The sequence below is a fragment of the Planococcus beijingensis genome, from assembly GCF_016820615.1.
GTDB classification, from domain to species: domain Bacteria; phylum Bacillota; class Bacilli; order Bacillales_A; family Planococcaceae; genus Planococcus; species Planococcus notacanthi.
On record NZ_JADHDZ010000003.1, the window covers coordinates 46,099 to 63,361 of the forward strand.

Below are 17,263 nucleotides of genomic sequence, written 5' to 3' on the forward strand. Positions count from 1 at the left end.
TGGATAATTCTTTAAAAAAGTGTGAATAATTAGTGAACACTAACTAACGATTACTAATTATGGTAATTTAATAGGATATTTTATTTACTTAATTTACCACACGAAAGATTTTTTGGAATTGCAGGTAAATTGACATGTTAAACTTAGAAATCTGTTTCAGTGCCACTTCACCTATAGATAAAATTAATAAATGACGCAAATTTGAATATAATAATTATTCTAACAAAACATTTCTTATATTTCTCAATTTTACAGTACCGTCCAAAACGTAATTAGAGGGCTTTTTTACTAGATAATAAATTTATTTTGATTTTTTTAACTAAAAAAAGTATTATGTTAGAATAAACAAATGGAGGTTAGTGCAATGTCTGAAAAATATTCTCGACAAGAGATTGTCGATAGCGTTCCTCAAAAAGGCTTCTTTGGTCAACCTAAAGGACTTTTTACGCTATTCTTTACTGAGTTCTGGGAAAGGTTCTCCTATTATGGGATGAGAGCCATTCTGGTTTTCTATATGTACTACGAAATTTCCGATGGCGGACTCGGCCTTGATCAAACAACCGCTTTATCTATCATGTCTATTTACGGTTCTCTTGTTTACATGTCCGGAATTATCGGCGGCTGGCTGGCAGACCGGATATTCGGAACCTCGAAAGCTGTATTTTATGGCGGTATCCTGATCATGCTTGGGCATATCGCTCTTGCAATTCCAGGAAATCTCGCTTTGTTCTTTGTTTCCATGGTCTTGATTGTCCTTGGTACCGGGTTATTGAAACCGAACGTTTCGAGTGTTGTCGGTGAAATCTATGCAGACAATGATGACCGCCGTGATGCTGGCTTCAGCATTTTCTATATGGGTATTAATATGGGTGGCTTCCTGGCGCCTTTAATCGTCGGTACTGTCGGTATGGATATCAACTTCCATCTAGGATTCAGTATTGCAGCAGTCGGTATGTTCCTTGGTTTAGTGATTTTTATCGCCACAAAGAAGAAAAATCTTGGATTGGCTGGAACAGTTGTACCGAACCCATTATTGCCTTCAGAACGCAAAACAACAATTCTGATCTTCACTATTGCTGCTGTGATTATTGCAGCGGCAGTCGCTATCGGAATTCCAACAGGTCTATTGACTTTTAACAGCTTCGTTGCACTTGTCGGTATCTTTGGTATTTTGATTCCAATCGCTTATTTCACGGTTATGTACCGCAGCAAAAAAACAACAGAAGTGGAACGCTCACATTTATTGGCTTATATTCCATTGTTCATCGCCTCCGTTATGTTCTGGGCAATACAGGAACAAGGATCAACTATTCTTGCCGCCTACGCTGATACGCGTACGGATCTTGAATTCGCAGGAATCACTATTTCCCCTGCCTGGTTCCAATCCTTGAATCCTTTATTCATCATTACACTGGCTCCGGTTTTCGCTTGGCTCTGGGTTAAACTGGGAAGCAGACAACCGTCTATTCCACAGAAATTTTCACTCGGCCTGTTGTTTGCCGGCTTATCGTTCCTGGTTATCCTATTACCGGCCTACTTTGGCGGACCAGCAGCATTGGTTAATCCCCTTTGGCTTGTCTTGAGTTATTTCATTGTTGTACTAGGTGAACTTTGCCTATCTCCGGTGGGACTATCAGCAACTACCAAATTGGCGCCTGCTGCTTTCTCAGCTCAGACAATGAGTTTGTGGTTCCTATCCAACGCTGCCGCGCAGGCAATCAACGCACAATTGGTTAAATTCTATACAGTGGAAAACGAAATGATGTACTTTGGAATCATCGGGGGAGCTTCTATCGCCCTCAGTATCCTATTGTTCATCTTCGCTCCACGTATTCAGCAATTCATGAAAGGCGTCCGTTAATAAGGAAAGCTTCCGTGCCCGGCGAATCCAGGCACGGAAGCTGGACATTTTAACAATTATTAAACGCCTGTAAAAGCTTCAAAAAAAATGCCCGGCAGCTTAAAACTGCCGGGCATTTTTTCATGTTTCTTCTATAATATTAGTTTTCTATGATCATTCCCATTTGCCGTGCAAAAGCGATCGCCTGATTTGGAGACACCTTGCACCCTTGAAGTTTTTCAATTGAAACCTGAATGCTTTCGAAGGAATTCGTGCTAAGGTCGATGCCCTTAAGACTGGTTTCCGTGAAATTGACATCATTCAATTCACACATTTGGAATTCACTGTTTTTCAGTTCCATTTGATAAAAATCTGCAAAACGCAGCGAGGAGGAAATGAAAGAAACGGTGTTGCATAAAGTAAAGCCGAAGGTCGCGTAATTCATCAGGCATTCTTCGAAAAGAGTGTGGCGGATTCCTGCTTCCGCAAAATTAACGCCAAGCAATTTGGAGTTTCGGAACTCAGTCCGATGGAAAACCGCACGGCTCAAGTCTGCATTTGACAGATCGCAATTCAAAAACACGACATCGACAAATTCCGAGCGCGGCCAGCTTGTCTCCAGAAAATTGACGTTTTCAAAAATCACCTTGTCGATATGAAGCGCTTCCTCCGTGGCGAAGTCGATGGTTTCCGGCAAAATCCGGCAATTGCTTATGTAATTATCATCTAACGCTGTTGAAAAAGAACTGGTTTCCAACTCTTTCGGAATAAGCGGCGTCAACCTTTTGGTTTTCTTCATTAATGATTCTCCTTTAAGCAAAGAAAAGACTGCCTCGATGGCGAAGCAGCCTTGTTTAAGCTATTTGTTTTTCACTAATTCTTTGTCCAGGCAAGCGTCAATAATTTCAGGCAAATCGATACGGTCGTCTGTCACTTCCGCTTGATATAATTTATTGTCATGCATGAATTTAAAGATCCCGTTATCAAAATCAGTACCGATTTCTTTAAAGAAAATCCCTTCAATCTGACAGTTTTTCGATTGCGTAAAGTTGATTTTGTAGCTGTCCCCATCTTTCACCAGGTAGCAGCGTACGCCTTTCTCGAATTCGTCCCCTTCAACGCCTTTGACTGTGCGAGCCACTGAGACAACATGCAGATCAACAAATGGAATTTCGCGAAGCAGCATATTGAGGAATGATCCTTTTGTGATTTCTTCCCATCTGCTTCTGGCAGTTTGCCCAATGATAATTTGCGTGATGTTGAATTCATGAGCCACTTCTGCAATCACTTTTGCAGAGGGGCGTTTTTCATTGTCACGAACAATAAACTCTTCAGCTTCGTATTCTTCCGCAAGCTCTTTCCATCGTTCAATATAAGAAGCCTTTTCAGCGTCAAATTCGTTGATAGATGTCGGATCCACCGTTAAAATGTACAACGGGCAATCAAGCATGCTGGCAAGTCGATGGCCACGGCTGATTAATCGTTCGCCATTAGGACCATAAAACACACATACCAGGATACTTTCATCCATTCGTCCTCTGATTTTTTTCATTTATGTTCACCCCCCTGAAAATATAATGTCTATCCTGAAATTCAAAACCATGAAATTATACTTCTTCTATTTTAAAAAATCAAGGGCTTTTGTACACATTCAAACTACAGTTCTCAAAAAGAATTCTCCTCTTTTCACTTTGGCGCTAGCTGAGAAATGAAAAATCCCCGGATTTCCTGTATAATTTACATTGACTGCTTTGGGAGCCCTTATCATATCATATTGCAGGAAAAGCGAAACCTTTTTCCCTTATTATATACCCGCTCATCGATTTTTCCATTCATTAATGATTTTTAACTCATTTAAGGAGGTTCTGCCGTGTATTTATTGATTATCGCCATTTTAATTCCTTTCATTGCTACCGCTTTGATTCCACTTATACATAATCGCATAGGCAGTTTGCATATCGGCTGGCTCGTTCTGCTGGTACCTACTGCATTGTTCATCATTTTCGCCTTGCAAATTCCTGCTATTTCAGTTGGCGAAGTCCTTAACCAGACAGCTAATTGGATTCCCTCATTAGGCATCAACTTTACCGTTTATCTTGATGGACTCAGTTTGATTTTGGCTTTACTGATAACCGGTATGGGGAGCCTAGTCGTTCTTTACTCCATCTACTACCTTTCACCATCCGACTCCTTCCCGCATTTCTATGCTTATCTGTTGCTATTCATGGGAGCTATGCTCGGTGTCGTTCTATCTGATAACCTCCTTGTGCTCTATGTCTTCTGGGAATTGACCAGCATCTCTTCTTTCCTGCTGATTGCTTTCTGGTACCATCGCAAAAATTCGCGCTACGGCGCACAAAAATCTCTGTTGATCACTGTATTTGGCGGATTGGGGATGCTTGCTGGATTCATGATGCTGCATTCCATGACCGGCACCTTCAGCATCCGGGAAATTATCGCTGTCATCGGCCAGTATACAGACCATGCGCTGTTTTATCCGGCGATGTTCTTAGTGCTTCTTGGCGCATTCACTAAATCAGCACAATTCCCATTCCATATCTGGCTGCCGGATGCGATGGAAGCACCGACACCGGTCAGTGCCTATCTGCATTCTGCCACGATGGTAAAGGCGGGGCTTTATCTAGTTGCCCGTTTTACACCGATTTTTGCCGGCAACGCTTCCTGGTTCTGGACCATCACCATTGTCGGGCTTATCACCTTATTCTGGGGGGCATTCTGTGCCGTCCGGCAGACGGACTTAAAAGCCTTGCTCGCTTATTCAACGATCAGCCAACTGGGCCTGATCATGAGCTTGTTAGGACTTGGCTCAGCAGCTATGTATTTCGGCGACGGTGAACAAGGTGCTTTATACGGTTTAGCCATTTTTGCAGCCTTGTTCCACCTCGTCAACCATTCCACATTTAAAGGTGCACTTTTCATGGCAGTCGGTATCATCGATCACCAGGTCGGCACACGTGATATACGACGTCTGGGCGGCCTGATGGCCTTCTTGCCGATCACGTTCACATTTGCTGTCATCGGCAGCTTTTCAATGGCGGGGCTGCCGTTTTTCAACGGTTTCCTAAGCAAGGAAATGTTTTTCACAGCTACGGTCAATGCGGCCGGACTCCCAGTTTTCGGCGTTTCTTCATGGGGCGTGCTGATTCCTGTTATTGCCTGGATCGCTTCGGTCTTCACTTTCGTTTATTGCATGATTTTGGTATTCCGCACGTTCTTCGGTTCATCTCAGCTGAAAAAGCTGGACAAACAGCCTGTAGAACCCTCAATCGGTATGCTCATTTCACCTGCCATCCTTTGTATATTGATTATCGGTTTGTTTTTCGCCCCTAATCTATTGGGGGACTATCTGCTTCGTCCGGCATTGAACGGTGTAATCCCTGGAATTTCAGGTGCAGCACCTCAGATTTCGGCATGGCATGGTTTTAACACTGAATTGTTTATGACGTTGGGAATCGTAATTGTAGGGACGCTTCTTTTCCTTACTTTCCGCAGCTGGTTTAAAATCTACCGCCTGCAGCCTGCAGATTGGACGTTCACTGTGCTTTATAATTCTTTCTTGAAGGATTTGAAAAGAGTCGCCAATTGGATCACAACCCATTATATGACTGGCCACTTGCCAGCTTACTTTGCCTATATCTTCATTTTCTTTATTGCCACAGCCGGCGGCGCCCTTCTTATCACCGGTGCGTTATCCGTGGATTTGATGGCCGATTCACCCATCAGCATTTATGAGGGCATGCTTGTAGCCGTAATGGCAGTTGCAGCAGTCAGCATCTTATTTGCCAAGTCCCGCTTGACAGCTATTTTACTGAATGGTGTGCTTGGCTTCTCCATCGCCATTTTCTTTGTGTTGTTCCGCGCACCGGATCTGGCATTGACGCAATTGGTCATCGAAACGGTGACCACCGCATTATTCCTGCTGTGCTTTAATTTCTTGCCGGAATGGAAAAAAGAAGATTCTCCAAAACGGACAAAAATTCGGAACGCACTTATTGCCATCGGTGGCGGAGTGACCGTTACATTGATCGGCTTGACCGTCAACAGCGGTGAGTTGTTCGAAAGCATCTCCGGGTACTTTGAAGATTCCTATGAACTTGCAGGAGGAGACAATATCGTCAATGCCATTTTGGGCGATTTCCGCGCTTTTGATACTATGCTGGAATCACTTGTTCTGTTCATTGCCGGACTTGGCGTCTATACATTGATCCGCTTAAAAGTTGGAAAGGGGTCGGGAAAAGATGAACATCAATGATGTGATTTTAAAAACCGTATCGAAAGCCGTTGTTTTGATTATTTTAACTTTCGGCATTTACTTGTTCTTTTCCGGCCACAATCAACCGGGAGGCGGATTTATCGGCGGATTGGTAATTGCTTCGGCATTTGTGCTGATGTTTTTATCCTACGATTCGGAAACTGTCAGCGAAGCATTGCCCATCGATTTCAAGAAGCTCTCTGCACTTGGTGTATTGTTGGCAATGATCAGCGGAATAGCCCCGATGTTTTTCGGCGGGGCTTTCTTAAGCCAAAGCTTCGGCTATTTCGACTTGCCGATATTCGGCAAAACCGAACTTGCCACCGTCACCGTATTTGAAGCCGGCATCGCGTTGACTGTAGTCGGCGTTGTCGTGAATATTATTCTTAGCATAAGTGAGGATGAGTAGCCTGTGGAATCATTGATCATTATTTTGGTCGGCGTCCTTACCACGGTCGCCATCTATCTTGTATTATCCAAAAATATTGTACGTGTCATATTGGGGACAGCGATTTTGTCCCACGCAGTCCATCTGTTGATCTTGTCGATGGGCGGCCTTAAATTAGGAGCGGTGCCGTTGCTTGGCGAAGAAGCCGAAACCTATGTCGATGCATTGCCGCAGGCATTAATCTTAACTGCCATTGTCATCAGTTTTGCGGTGACGGCGTTTGTCCTGGTGCTTGCCTACCGCGCCTATCAGGAACTGGGAACGGACAATCTAAGCGCAATGAGAGGTTCTGATGATGAATAATATCTTAGTGCTTCCTATGCTGCTTCCGATTGTTGTGGGTGTATTGCTGATTTTCCTTCGTACGTACGGCCGAGTCCAAGCGTGGATCAGCATTGCCAGTATGCTGGTTACATCAGGCATTTCAGTTTACCTTTTGCATAAAGTCCAGACCGAGGGGATTTTCCGTTTGGATTTCGGCGGTTGGGAGCCGCCCTTCGGCATTCTGTTCGTTGCCGATTCCTTTTCTGTTCTGCTAGTGCTGACTTCCAGCATTGTAACGGCGATTTGCCTAAGCTATGCCTTAATCTCCACTAGCAAAGAATTGCAGACGATGTATTTTTATCCTTCCGTGCTGTTTCTTATAGCCGGTGTCAACGGTTCTTTTTTGACAGGCGATTTGTTCAACTTGTTTGTCTGCTTTGAAGTCATGCTGCTGTCTTCCTATGTACTGCTGACTTTGGGTAATTCCAAACGCCAACTGCGGGAAGCCATCAAGTATGTTTCGATCAATATCGTTTCGTCCTGGTTCTTCCTTGTCGCACTGGCTTTCCTTTATGGAGCGGTCGGTACTTTGAACATGGCGCATGTGGCTGAACGGGTTGCTGAAGTAGGACAAACCCCTCTTCTGACTACTATCAGCATCGTCTTTTTGATCGTTTTCAGCTTAAAAGCCGGATTGCTTCTGTACTTCTGGCTACCGGGATCCTATAGCTCACCGCCTATTGTGACGTCCGCTCTTTTCGGCGCGTTATTGACGAAGGTTGGCATTTATGCCCTCTTCCGGACATTCTCATTGATTTTTTATCATCAGCCGGAAACTACGCATCTGCTGATTGGCATCATGGCGGCACTTACTTTAATCGGCGGCAGCCTCGGGGCCATTGCCTTTAACGACATCCGCACGATTGCGGCTTATAACGTGGTTATTGCGGTCGGGTTCATATTGGTTGGGTTGGCGATTTCCACTCCGTCATCCATTGAAGGATCCATCTACTACCTGATCCATGATATGGTCGCCAAAGCTTTGCTGTTTCTGCTTGTCGGTACCATGATCACACTAAGCGGAACTTCTAAAATGGCGGGCATGAGTGGACTCATGAAGAACTATCCATTATTGGGATGGTCTTTCTTCGTTACCATGCTGTCACTTGCAGGAATCCCGCCACTCAGCGGTTTTATCGGGAAAGTGCTGATTTCAGGCGCAGCAATCAATAGCGGTTCTTACGTATTGCTGGCACTGGCTCTCCTTTCCAGCATCTTCGTTCTTTACTCGTTGCTTCGCGTCTTCAAAAATTGCTTCTGGGGTGAAACCATCGTCAGTAAAGAAGAACAACCGCCATTGCGAAAAGGCGTTTTATGGCCGTGCCTGGCTCTTGTCCTTTTGACAATCGGCATTGGTCTGGGTACCGAAGGCATGGCGCCCTATGTCACAGATGCAGCTGAAACATTACTGAATCCTGGGATTTACATTGATGCGGTTCTAGGGCTGATTCAGTAATCTATTAATCATTGAAAGGAGTGAATCAAAGTGCCGGCTCAGTTCCTCTTAAATATCACCATTGCTTTTCTATGGACCTTGCTGATGGATGAAGACGCTTTTTATCCGACGACTTTTCTGACCGGTTATTTGATCGGTATTGGAATCCTTTTTCTGATGCACCGATTTTTTGGGACCAAGTTCTATTTACTGCGCGTCTTCTCCGCGCTTAAGTTATTGCTGATTTTCATTTCGGAACTTTCACAATCCAGCTTGCTGATCATGAAACAGATCCTCAGCCCGAAACTGAATATAAAACCCGGCATCTTTACTTATGAACATAGTATGGAAGGCGATTACGAATTGACTACACTAGCCCTTCTGCTGACATTGACACCCGGCTCCGTGGTGATGGAAGTATCGCCGGACGGAAAAGTTTTCTATATCCATGCAATGGATGTGGAAAGTTCCCGGGATTCCGTACTGAAATCCATCAAGGTATTTGAAAAAGCGATTATGGAGGTGACGAGAAATTGATTAATACGATACTGACCATCGCCTTGTCCCTATTCATATTGGCAATCATCCTCGCCCTCTATCGGATTATTCGCGGCCCTTCCATGCCCGACCGCGTTGTGGCCCTGGACATGATCGGCGTTAACCTGATTTCAGGAGTCGCTGTATTTTCTGTTGTCCTCAACACCCATGCATTTCTCGAAGTCATACTGATTGTGGGAATTCTGGCATTCATCAGCACACTGGCGTTAGCGCGTTTTGTTGAAAGGGGCGATATCGTTGAACATAAACACGATCGTTGAGTACTTCGGCGTTTTTCTTATTTTGATCGGGAGCATCATGGCGGTGATCAGCGCAATCGGTATCCTTCGGTTGCCGGATGTTTATACCCGCTCACATGCAGCTACTAAAAGTTCTACTTTAGCCGTGCTGTTGTCGCTGTCGGGAACATTCATCTATTTCTGGGCATCCGAAAACTTTATCAGCGTTCGGCTAATTCTGGGCATTATTTTTGTCTTTTTGACTGCACCGGTTGCGGGACATCTGATCACAAGGGCCGCTTACCGTTCAAACGTCAAATTGGCTGACTCTTCTACAGAAGACGCATTGGAAGAACTGTTTAAGAAATAACAAGAATTACGTTAATGCTAAAAGAGCATGGCCACTCCAGTAAAGTGGGCATCGCTCTTTTTTTGTTAATAAAGCAAAAGTTTACGGCTGTTTCTGGAGGGAATAAGAGTAAAAAAACAGAAATGGGGACAGACTCTCGATGGAAAATGTAAGAGATACGTTTAAAGAAGTCGCTGCCGCCATCCTCCCGGTTACTATTGTTGTTATTCTTCTGCAGGTCGTTTTCATCAAAATGCCTTTCGAGGCAGTGATTCAATTTCTTGTCGGTGTTCTTTTTGTCAGTATCGGTTTTTTCCTGTTTTTGATCGGTGTCAACGCTGGCCTTCTGCCTATCGGTGAGATGATTGGACGAAGGCTGCCCAGCACAAAAAAAGCAGGCTTCATCATTGCAACCGGTTTCTTACTGGGCATCGCCGTTACAGTCGCGGAACCCGATGTCCGGGTATTGGCGAAGCAAATTGATGAAGTATCTGAAGGCGCTGTAAGTGCAGCAATTCTGATTCTATCCGTCTCCCTCGGCCTGGCTATCTTTGTGGCGTTGGCCATGGTCCGCACCATCTTTAGAATTCCCCTCCATTATCTACTCATCGGCGGTTACGCTTTAGTCTTTCTGCTATCTTTATTTGTCCCCGAGGCCTTCATTTCCATTTCCTTCGATTCCGGAGGAGTTACAACCGGACCGATGGCAGTTCCATTTATTCTGGCACTTGGCATTGGTGTTGCTTCTGTATTGCGCTCAGAGGATGATAGTTCTGGCGAGAAATTTGGCTTGATTGGCTTGGCATCCATTGGACCGATTCTGGCTGTTATGGTGCTGGGGGTGTTGTTCAGGTGAACATTCATGTTTTCGAAGGTTTTCCAACCGTGATGCTGGAAGTCTCTTTGGCACTTCTCCCTCTTTTGTTATTTTTCGCAGCCTTCCAGGTGTTTATGCTTAAATTGCCGATGCAGCGCGTACTTCAGGTAGGAATTGGTTTTATTTTAGCTTTCTTCGGCCTTTCTTTTTTCCTTCAAGGTGTGCATGTTGGATTTATGCCTGTAGGGACAATGATGGGTGAAACGCTTGGCAGTTGGAATAACAAATGGCTGCTGATTCCGATTGGTTTTGTTCTTGGATTCGCTGCCACATTTGCCGAACCGGCCGTCAGTATTATGACAGATGAAGTCGACCAAGAGACCGGCGGATACATTTCCCGTAAAATGATGCTTTATACATTATCGACAGGCGTCGGCGTATCCATCGCTTTGTCCATGCTGAGAATTCTAACCGGCTGGTCGTTATGGTATTTCATCATTCCTGGCTACTTGCTTGCATTCATCCTTGTATTTTTTTCAACCCAGACTTTTATCGGTATCGCTTTTGATTCGGGAGGCGTGGCAACCGGACCAATGACCGTCACTTTTGTCGTTGCTGTGGCAGTAGGCATTTCGACTGCCATAGAAGGCAGCGATCCTTTAACCGATGGATTTGGAATGATCGCACTTGTAGCCCTGACACCTATCATTGCAGTATTGATACTTGGTCTGATTTTCACTAAGAAAGGCGGAGGGAAAGCGAATGATTCTTAATCATAGGTTGATGATTGCGATTGTCAAAAGAGGCCATTCACGCGATGTCATTGCGGCAGCTAAAAAAGCAGGGGTCGATGGCGCAACGATTGTCTATGGCGAAGGAATCGGAAGAAATGAAAAACCTACATTTCTTGGCCTCCCGGCTACCCATGAAAAAGATGTGATTTTTTTCGCATTGGATGGAGACAATGAAAAAGCGGTTGCAGAAGCAGTCAATGAAGCGGGAAAACTCGGGAAACCAGGATATGGATTAGGTTTCACCGTTCATTTAAGCAAATTACTGGGCGTGCCGCATTTATCTCAACGCCAGGATGACCGCAAAAGAAAGAGAGGTGCTTCAGAATTGGAATCAGAACTGAAGGATTTTCAATTAATTGTTACCATTGTCAATTCAGGAGATTCTTCAAAAGTGGTTAAAGCCGCTTCAAAAGCAGGGGCGGAAGGCGGAACAATAATAAACGGACGCGGTACAGGAGTCAATGAACAGCAAAAGTTCATGAATTTCACAATTGATCCAGAAAAGGACGTTGTCTTAACACTTGTTCCAAGCAGTTATGCAGAACAAGTCGTCGAAAGCATCGAGCAGGCTGTCGATCTCAATGCTCCCGGCAAAGGCATTGCTTTTCTGATAGATGTCGAAAAAGTGTTTGGGGTCAACCACTCCTCTTTGAGGAACAAGAATCAGTGAAGAATAGTTCCATTTAAAAACCGGTAAGCCACTGAGGGCTACCGGTTTTTTGATGAATTTTAATATGGTTTTGCTTCGTGGCCTTTTGCAGCTGCACCTTGTGCCACCTTATTGGCAGCAGGCTGACCATATACTTTCGGTCCAGATTTTTTCATTTCTTCATTCGCTTTCATCTTCTCTTCCATATTCTCACGTACACGGCGGCCATAGTCTTCATCCGCCTGTGTGAAGTGATGGATCATCTCTTCCTGGATGCGAGGATCACAGACCGATAACGCATCACCCAAATTGTTGATCAGTTCATCGCGCTCCCAATCCTCAAAGCTGCGGTATGTTTCACCCGCTTGCCCGTAATTGTTGGTGCGATCGATTGGCGCTGATACTACTTTTGCGTTATATGCCGGTTCGTGAGCAGGCGTTTCGCTCGAATCCGCTTCTTTGTATCCACCGAGAACAGATGGTTCATAGTTAATAGATGGATTTGAAGGGTTTTCATAAGGATTTTTCACATCCATCGCCCCTCGCTGCTGATTGGTTGCGACACGCTTCTTAGGAGCATTAACCGGAAGTTTCAAGTAGTTGGCTCCAACGCGGTAACGCTGTGTATCGGAGTAAGAGAAAGTCCGACCTTGCAGCATTTTATCGTCAGAGAAATCCAAACCGTCTACAAGAACTCCTGTACCGAACGCTGCTTGTTCAATTTCAGCATGGTAATCGACCGGATTGCGGTCCAGCACCATTTTTCCGACTGGAAGGAACGGGAATTTATCCTGCGGCCATAATTTTGTATCATCCAACGGATCAAAATCCAATTCCGGATGCTCATCGTCGCTCATAATTTGAACGAACAACTCCCATTCCGGATAATCTCCGTTTTCAATGGCTTCATAAAGGTCTTGCGTTGCATGTCCGACATTTTCCGCCTGGATTTCAGAAGCTTCTTTTTGAGTCAAGTTACGGATGCCTTGTTTCGGCTCCCAATGGTATTTGACCAATACGGCTTCACCTTTTTCGTTGACCCATTTGTACGTATTTACTCCAGATCCCTGCATATGGCGGTACGTTGCCGGGATGCCCCATGGTGAAAACAGGAACGTAATCATATGCGTTGCTTCCGGAGAACGGGCAACAAAATCGAACATCCGCTGCGGATCAGCAATATTCGATGCTGGGTCAGTTTTAAAGGCATGAATCATATCCGGGAATTTCATTGCATCACGGATAAAGAATATTTTAAGGTTGTTTCCGACCAAATCCCAGTTGCCGTCTTCCGTATACATTTTAACGGCGAACCCACGAGGATCGCGGTCAGTTTCCGGAGAATGTCTTGATCCTGCCACTGTTGAGAAACGTACCATCAACGGCGTCTGTTTCCCCGCACCTGAAAATACTTTAGCGCGTGTATATTTTTCTACCGGCTCATCGCCGACTTTACCATAAGTTTCAAAATAACCAAATGCACCAGCGCCACGCGCATGGACAATTCGCTCCGGAATCTCTTCACGGTCGAAATGCGAGATTTTTTCAATGAAATGATAATTTTCAAGTGTAGCAGGGCCACGGTTACCGACAGTCCGCATATTCTGATTATCTCTAATCGGATGGCCTTGACGGTCTGTCAACGATTCTTCATTTTCGCCTGTACCCATTTTCTTCTTTAACTCTTCATTATTTTCCTTCATGAATATCCTCCTCTGCAATGTACTATCACCTAATACTTTTCCCATTTCTCTTTAAAAATAAACACCTTATTTAGAAAGTAATCGAAATTATTAGTTTATTAACTGGAGATAGACAAAAACAGCGTTGTATGAAAAACTAATGTAATGACAACTAGTAGAAAGCAGGGCTTTTAGATGAGTGTAGAATTAAAAGAAAAAGGGAGATGGGATCCTTTGAAAGTATTTTCAAAAGTCTCAGCCGCATATCTCCTCTCTTTGTTCACAAAGAAAAAAAGCGGGAAGAAAATTGCCTTGGTCGGAGGAAACCTCGGTGAAAAGTATGAAGATAATGCTGCGGTTTATCATAAGTACTTATTGAATAACCATAAAGAACAGGTAACCGCCTATTGGATGTATGATCCAAAAACTTCTTATGCGAAAAACCAAAAAATTGAAAATGCCGTTCCACTGGGCAGTTTTAAAAACTATTTGCTGTTTTTCCAGGCTGATTATACATTCCATGGCCACTCTCTTCTTTACGACATCGTTCCTTCAGCTGACAAGTTTCTGTTTCTCAACCGAAAAACAGTCATTACTCATGTCAGTCATGGAATTGAAGGGTTCAAGAAAATCCTGATCCAAAAAGAAGATGTACCATTGTTGAAACGCACGGATTACTTCAACTGTGCTTCCCAGTATGAATATGAACTGAAACTCAACAAATGGAAGATTCCCGAAAAGAAACTGATCATCACCGGATTTCCGCGATTTGATCGGTATCCGCCAAACCAACCATCCAAAGAAGTTAAGAATATCCTAATGATGATGACGTGGCGTGAGTGGCTATTTGATCTGACAAAAGAAGAATTTATCGACAGTCCCTATTTTAAGAACACCACAGGTTTATTGAAGCATGAAGGCATCCAGCAACTGCTTACCGACCACAATCTCCACCTGAATATTGCCTTGCATCCTTTTATGAAAAAGTTCGAAGGTTACTTTACAGGCCTGACAGACAATGAACACGGCATCAAGTTTTTGGATTTCAATCAGGAAACCATTGAGTATTCAATCGACCATAATGACATGCTTTTGACGGATATCACCAGTGTCTCCTGGGATTTTCTCTACCTCAATAAACCGATTATCTTCTATATGTTCGATCAGCAGGAATACCTCGAAAAAAGAGGGACTTACTTGAATCTGGACAGTGATTTATACGGTTACAAAGCGGATTCAATCGATCATGTTTATGAATACCTGAAGAAAATTATTGAAGAAAAAATCACTTACAATGAATGGTATCCAAAGGCGAGCGACTATATCGATTATTTTGACCAAGACAATTGCAAACGCCTTACACAGCGCGTTATGGGGCTTTAATAGTTTCACGTGAAACTATTCTGAATGCTTTTAATTGTAAAAAACACACTCGGAAATCGAGTGTGTTTTTTATAGTTCCATTTTCAATTCAACGGGACAATGATCCGAGCCCCAAACATCTGCGTGGATTTTTGCACTGCATAAATTCGGCAGCAATTTTTGGGAGGCGATAAAATAATCGATTCTCCACCCTATATTCTTTTCACGGCAATTTGATCTGTACGACCACCATGAATAAAAACCCGTTTCTTCCGGATGAAAATGACGGAATGTATCTACAAAACCACTCGCTAAAAACTGTGTCATTTTCCCGCGTTCTTCAGGTGTAAATCCTGAATTTTTCTTATTGGCTTTCGGATTTTTTAAATCGATTTCTTCATGGGCCACATTCAAATCCCCACACAATACAACAGGTTTGTGAGCATCCAGGGTTTTCACAAATGACAAAATAGCATCTTCCCACAACAAACGGTAATCCAGCCGGAGCAGACCATGCTGAGAATTCGGAGTATAGACATTCACCACATAATAGTCTTCGAATTCCAACGCAATCATTCGCCCTTCCGTATCATGTTCTTCAGACCCAAGGCCATATTGGACCGATAACGGCTTTTGTTTTGTAAAAATTGCGGTTCCGGAATAGCCTTTTTTATGTGCATAATTCCAATATGTATAATATCCCGGCAAATCCATCTCTATCTGGCCTTCCTGCAGTTTAATTTCCTGCAGGCAAAAAACATCGGCATCTGCTTCAGCGAAAAAATCCATAAAGCCTTTTTTCATGACTGCGCGAAGGCCGTTGACGTTCCACGAAATTAACTTCAAAACATATCCCTCTTTCTTCTTCTCTATAAGTTTAATGCAAGCTTAAATAGGACTCAACAAATGCGATAGGGTTTCTGTTTTCAAAATAATCCGTTCGAAATGTAAAATTTCTGTATTTCCTTAAATATTCTGCATCATTTTTTATTGTCTTCTTGTACAATAAAGAGAAACTTCAATCAGTGGGGGCTTAATCCCCTACTGATTGTTAGTTGATGCAATTAGACTTTTACGTTCACTGGAACTCCTGCTTGTAGAAGCGGGAGTCTTACTGTCCGTTAAAGCGGGATAAAGTTATCTGACAGAGGAAAGTGGAGTTCATGGTTTTAGACTATTGATTGCCAAAGCGGGACAAAGGGGATAGGGCGATGAAAAAATTCTCAAAAGAAGAGAAAAGTTGGGCTTTATACGATTGGGGAAGTTCTGCTTATTCCATCATCATTACGACAGCAGTTTTTCCGATTTATTACAAAGCATCAGCCACTGAAGCCGGTGTGAGTTTATCTGATTCAACGGCTTATTTAGGATACACCATTGCGATTTTTACATTTATTTTGGCGATGATTGGACCCATACTCGGAACTATCGCCGATTACCAGGGCATGAAGAAAAAGTTTTTCACTGCCTTTTTCCTGTTGGGCACTATTTCCACCGCCTTGTTAGCGTTTGTACCAAGCGACAATTGGTTATTGATGCTGATTTGTTACGTTTTTGCAGCTCTTGGTGCTACTGGCGCCAATTTGTTCTACGATGCTTTCATTGTAGATGTAACCACAGAAAAACGGATGAACAGTGTTTCGGCATTCGGCTATGGACTCGGTTACATTGGATCCACCATTCCATTTATCCTGTCGATCGCCATCATTTTACTGGCTCAAAATGGAGTGCTGCCAATTTCGGCCACCGTCGCGAGCCGTATCGCCTTTCTCATTACAGCAGTCTGGTGGGTTTGTTTTTCACTGCCGATGTTCCGCCATGTCAAACAGCTTCACTATATCGAACGCGAACCCAATCCTGTTCACCAGAGCTTTAAACGGCTTGGAAAAACCATAAAGGAAATCCGTCAGTACCGGGCGTTGTTCCTGTTTCTGATTGCCTACTTCTTTTACATCGATGGCGTCGGGACGATCATTTCCCTGTCAACGGCTTACGGCACTGACTTGGGGCTAAGTGCAACAAGCCTCTTGATTGTCCTGTTTGTCACCCAGGTGGTGGCCGCTCCCTTCGCTATTCTCTATGGCCGTTTGGCAAATCGATTTACCGGCAAAAAAATGCTGTACGTAGGAATCTGCGTGTATATCGTCGTCTGTATTTATGCCTTCTTCTTGGAAACCATTACGGATTTCTGGATTTTGGCAATGCTTGTGGCCACCAGCCAAGGCGGCATCCAAGCACTCAGCCGTTCATACTTCGGAAAACTGGTGCCTAAAGAGAATTCCAATGAATTCTTCGGCTTTTATAATATCTTCGGAAAGTTTGCTGCAATCACAGGACCTTTGCTTGTAGCTGTCACTTCACAAGTGACCGGCAACTCGAGCATGGGTGTATTCAGCCTAGTCATCTTGTTTGTGATCGGCCTTGTCGTCCTTTCCCGCGTACCAGAACCGACGCCCCATGAACCAATAGACAAAGTTGCTCCTGAGTAAAAAAGCAACGTGTTCGAACAAACGC

17 protein-coding genes are annotated in these 17,263 nt (G+C 43.9%); 13 read left to right on the forward strand and 4 right to left on the reverse strand.

Translation table 11 applies throughout. The annotated features are described in order from the left end of the window. Positions 1-364: 364 nt before the first annotated feature. Positions 365-1,861 (forward strand): peptide MFS transporter, encoded by a 1,497-nt coding sequence (locus tag IRE19_RS08815; protein ID WP_203340086.1) that lies wholly within the window; start codon positions 365-367, stop codon positions 1,859-1,861. Positions 1,862-2,000: 139 nt separating this feature from the next. Here IRE19_RS08815 and IRE19_RS08820 read toward each other — a convergent pair whose 3' ends face one another. Further along, complete coding sequence (locus tag IRE19_RS08820) at positions 2,001-2,639, reverse strand: pentapeptide repeat-containing protein (protein ID WP_203340087.1); 639 nt, start codon at positions 2,637-2,639, stop codon at positions 2,001-2,003. 60 nt (positions 2,640-2,699) lie between these two features. After that, complete coding sequence (locus IRE19_RS08825) at positions 2,700-3,392, reverse strand: universal stress protein (RefSeq protein WP_203340088.1); 693 nt, start codon at positions 3,390-3,392, stop codon at positions 2,700-2,702. 318 nt (positions 3,393-3,710) lie between these two features. Between IRE19_RS08825 and IRE19_RS08830 the strand changes: the two genes are divergently transcribed. The 10 genes from IRE19_RS08830 to IRE19_RS08875 all read left to right on the forward strand — a co-directional run bounded on the left by IRE19_RS08830 (position 3,711) and on the right by IRE19_RS08875 (position 11,726). Next, positions 3,711-6,113 carry a Na+/H+ antiporter subunit A gene (locus IRE19_RS08830; protein WP_203340089.1) on the forward strand — a complete coding sequence of 801 codons (2,403 nt, stop codon included), beginning with the start codon at positions 3,711-3,713 and terminating at the stop codon, positions 6,111-6,113. Further along, complete coding sequence (locus IRE19_RS08835) at positions 6,100-6,522, forward strand: monovalent cation/H+ antiporter subunit B (RefSeq protein WP_203340090.1); 423 nt, start codon at positions 6,100-6,102, stop codon at positions 6,520-6,522. Before IRE19_RS08830 ends, IRE19_RS08835 begins: the two co-directional genes overlap by 14 nt. Positions 6,523-6,525: 3 nt before the next feature. Then, positions 6,526-6,864: a Na(+)/H(+) antiporter subunit C gene (locus IRE19_RS08840; RefSeq protein WP_203340091.1), complete on the forward strand. Its 339-nt coding sequence runs from the start codon at positions 6,526-6,528 to the stop codon at positions 6,862-6,864. Next, the gene (locus tag IRE19_RS08845) at positions 6,857-8,341 is read left to right on the forward strand and encodes a Na+/H+ antiporter subunit D (RefSeq protein WP_203340397.1); all 1,485 of its coding nucleotides are present in this window, start codon (positions 6,857-6,859) and stop codon (positions 8,339-8,341) included. Before IRE19_RS08840 ends, IRE19_RS08845 begins: the two co-directional genes overlap by 8 nt. 30 nt (positions 8,342-8,371) lie before the next feature. Next, positions 8,372-8,857, forward strand: coding sequence for a Na+/H+ antiporter subunit E (locus IRE19_RS08850; protein ID WP_191714881.1), 486 nt, complete (start codon positions 8,372-8,374; stop codon positions 8,855-8,857). Then, the gene (locus tag IRE19_RS08855; RefSeq protein WP_191714880.1) at positions 8,854-9,138 is read left to right on the forward strand and encodes a Na(+)/H(+) antiporter subunit F1; all 285 of its coding nucleotides are present in this window, start codon (positions 8,854-8,856) and stop codon (positions 9,136-9,138) included. Before IRE19_RS08850 ends, IRE19_RS08855 begins: the two co-directional genes overlap by 4 nt. Further along, positions 9,116-9,466, forward strand: coding sequence for a Na+/H+ antiporter subunit G (locus IRE19_RS08860; protein WP_191714879.1), 351 nt, complete (start codon positions 9,116-9,118; stop codon positions 9,464-9,466). The genes IRE19_RS08855 and IRE19_RS08860 overlap by 23 nt, the downstream gene beginning before the upstream one ends. 139 nt (positions 9,467-9,605) lie before the next feature. Next, entirely contained in the window at positions 9,606-10,301 is a 696-nt protein-coding gene (locus IRE19_RS08865; RefSeq protein WP_203340092.1) for a DUF1538 domain-containing protein, read from the forward strand. Next, positions 10,298-11,035: a DUF1538 family protein gene (locus tag IRE19_RS08870; RefSeq protein ID WP_203340093.1), complete on the forward strand. Its 738-nt coding sequence runs from the start codon at positions 10,298-10,300 to the stop codon at positions 11,033-11,035. Before IRE19_RS08865 ends, IRE19_RS08870 begins: the two co-directional genes overlap by 4 nt. Next, positions 11,025-11,726 (forward strand): P-II family nitrogen regulator, encoded by a 702-nt coding sequence (locus IRE19_RS08875; protein ID WP_203340094.1) that lies wholly within the window; start codon positions 11,025-11,027, stop codon positions 11,724-11,726. The genes IRE19_RS08870 and IRE19_RS08875 overlap by 11 nt, the downstream gene beginning before the upstream one ends. A 59-nt stretch (positions 11,727-11,785) precedes the next feature. Here the strand turns inward: IRE19_RS08875 and IRE19_RS08880 are convergent, their stop codons facing one another. Beyond that, a complete protein-coding gene (locus tag IRE19_RS08880) occupies positions 11,786-13,408 on the reverse strand; it encodes a catalase (protein WP_238943157.1) in 1,623 nt (540 codons plus the stop codon). A 174-nt stretch (positions 13,409-13,582) separates the two neighbouring features. Here IRE19_RS08880 and IRE19_RS08885 point away from each other — a divergent pair, with 174 nt between their 5' ends. Continuing rightward, complete coding sequence (locus IRE19_RS08885) at positions 13,583-14,770, forward strand: CDP-glycerol glycerophosphotransferase family protein (RefSeq protein ID WP_203340095.1); 1,188 nt, start codon at positions 13,583-13,585, stop codon at positions 14,768-14,770. Positions 14,771-14,839: 69 nt separating this feature from the next. Here the strand turns inward: IRE19_RS08885 and IRE19_RS08890 are convergent, their stop codons facing one another. After that, positions 14,840-15,595, reverse strand: a complete 756-nt coding sequence (locus tag IRE19_RS08890; RefSeq protein ID WP_203340096.1) for an exodeoxyribonuclease III — start codon at positions 15,593-15,595, stop codon at positions 14,840-14,842. Between the two features lie 365 nt (positions 15,596-15,960). Here IRE19_RS08890 and IRE19_RS08895 point away from each other — a divergent pair, with 365 nt between their 5' ends. Then, the gene (locus IRE19_RS08895) at positions 15,961-17,238 is read left to right on the forward strand and encodes an MFS transporter (protein ID WP_203340097.1); all 1,278 of its coding nucleotides are present in this window, start codon (positions 15,961-15,963) and stop codon (positions 17,236-17,238) included. Positions 17,239-17,263 lie beyond the last annotated feature (25 nt).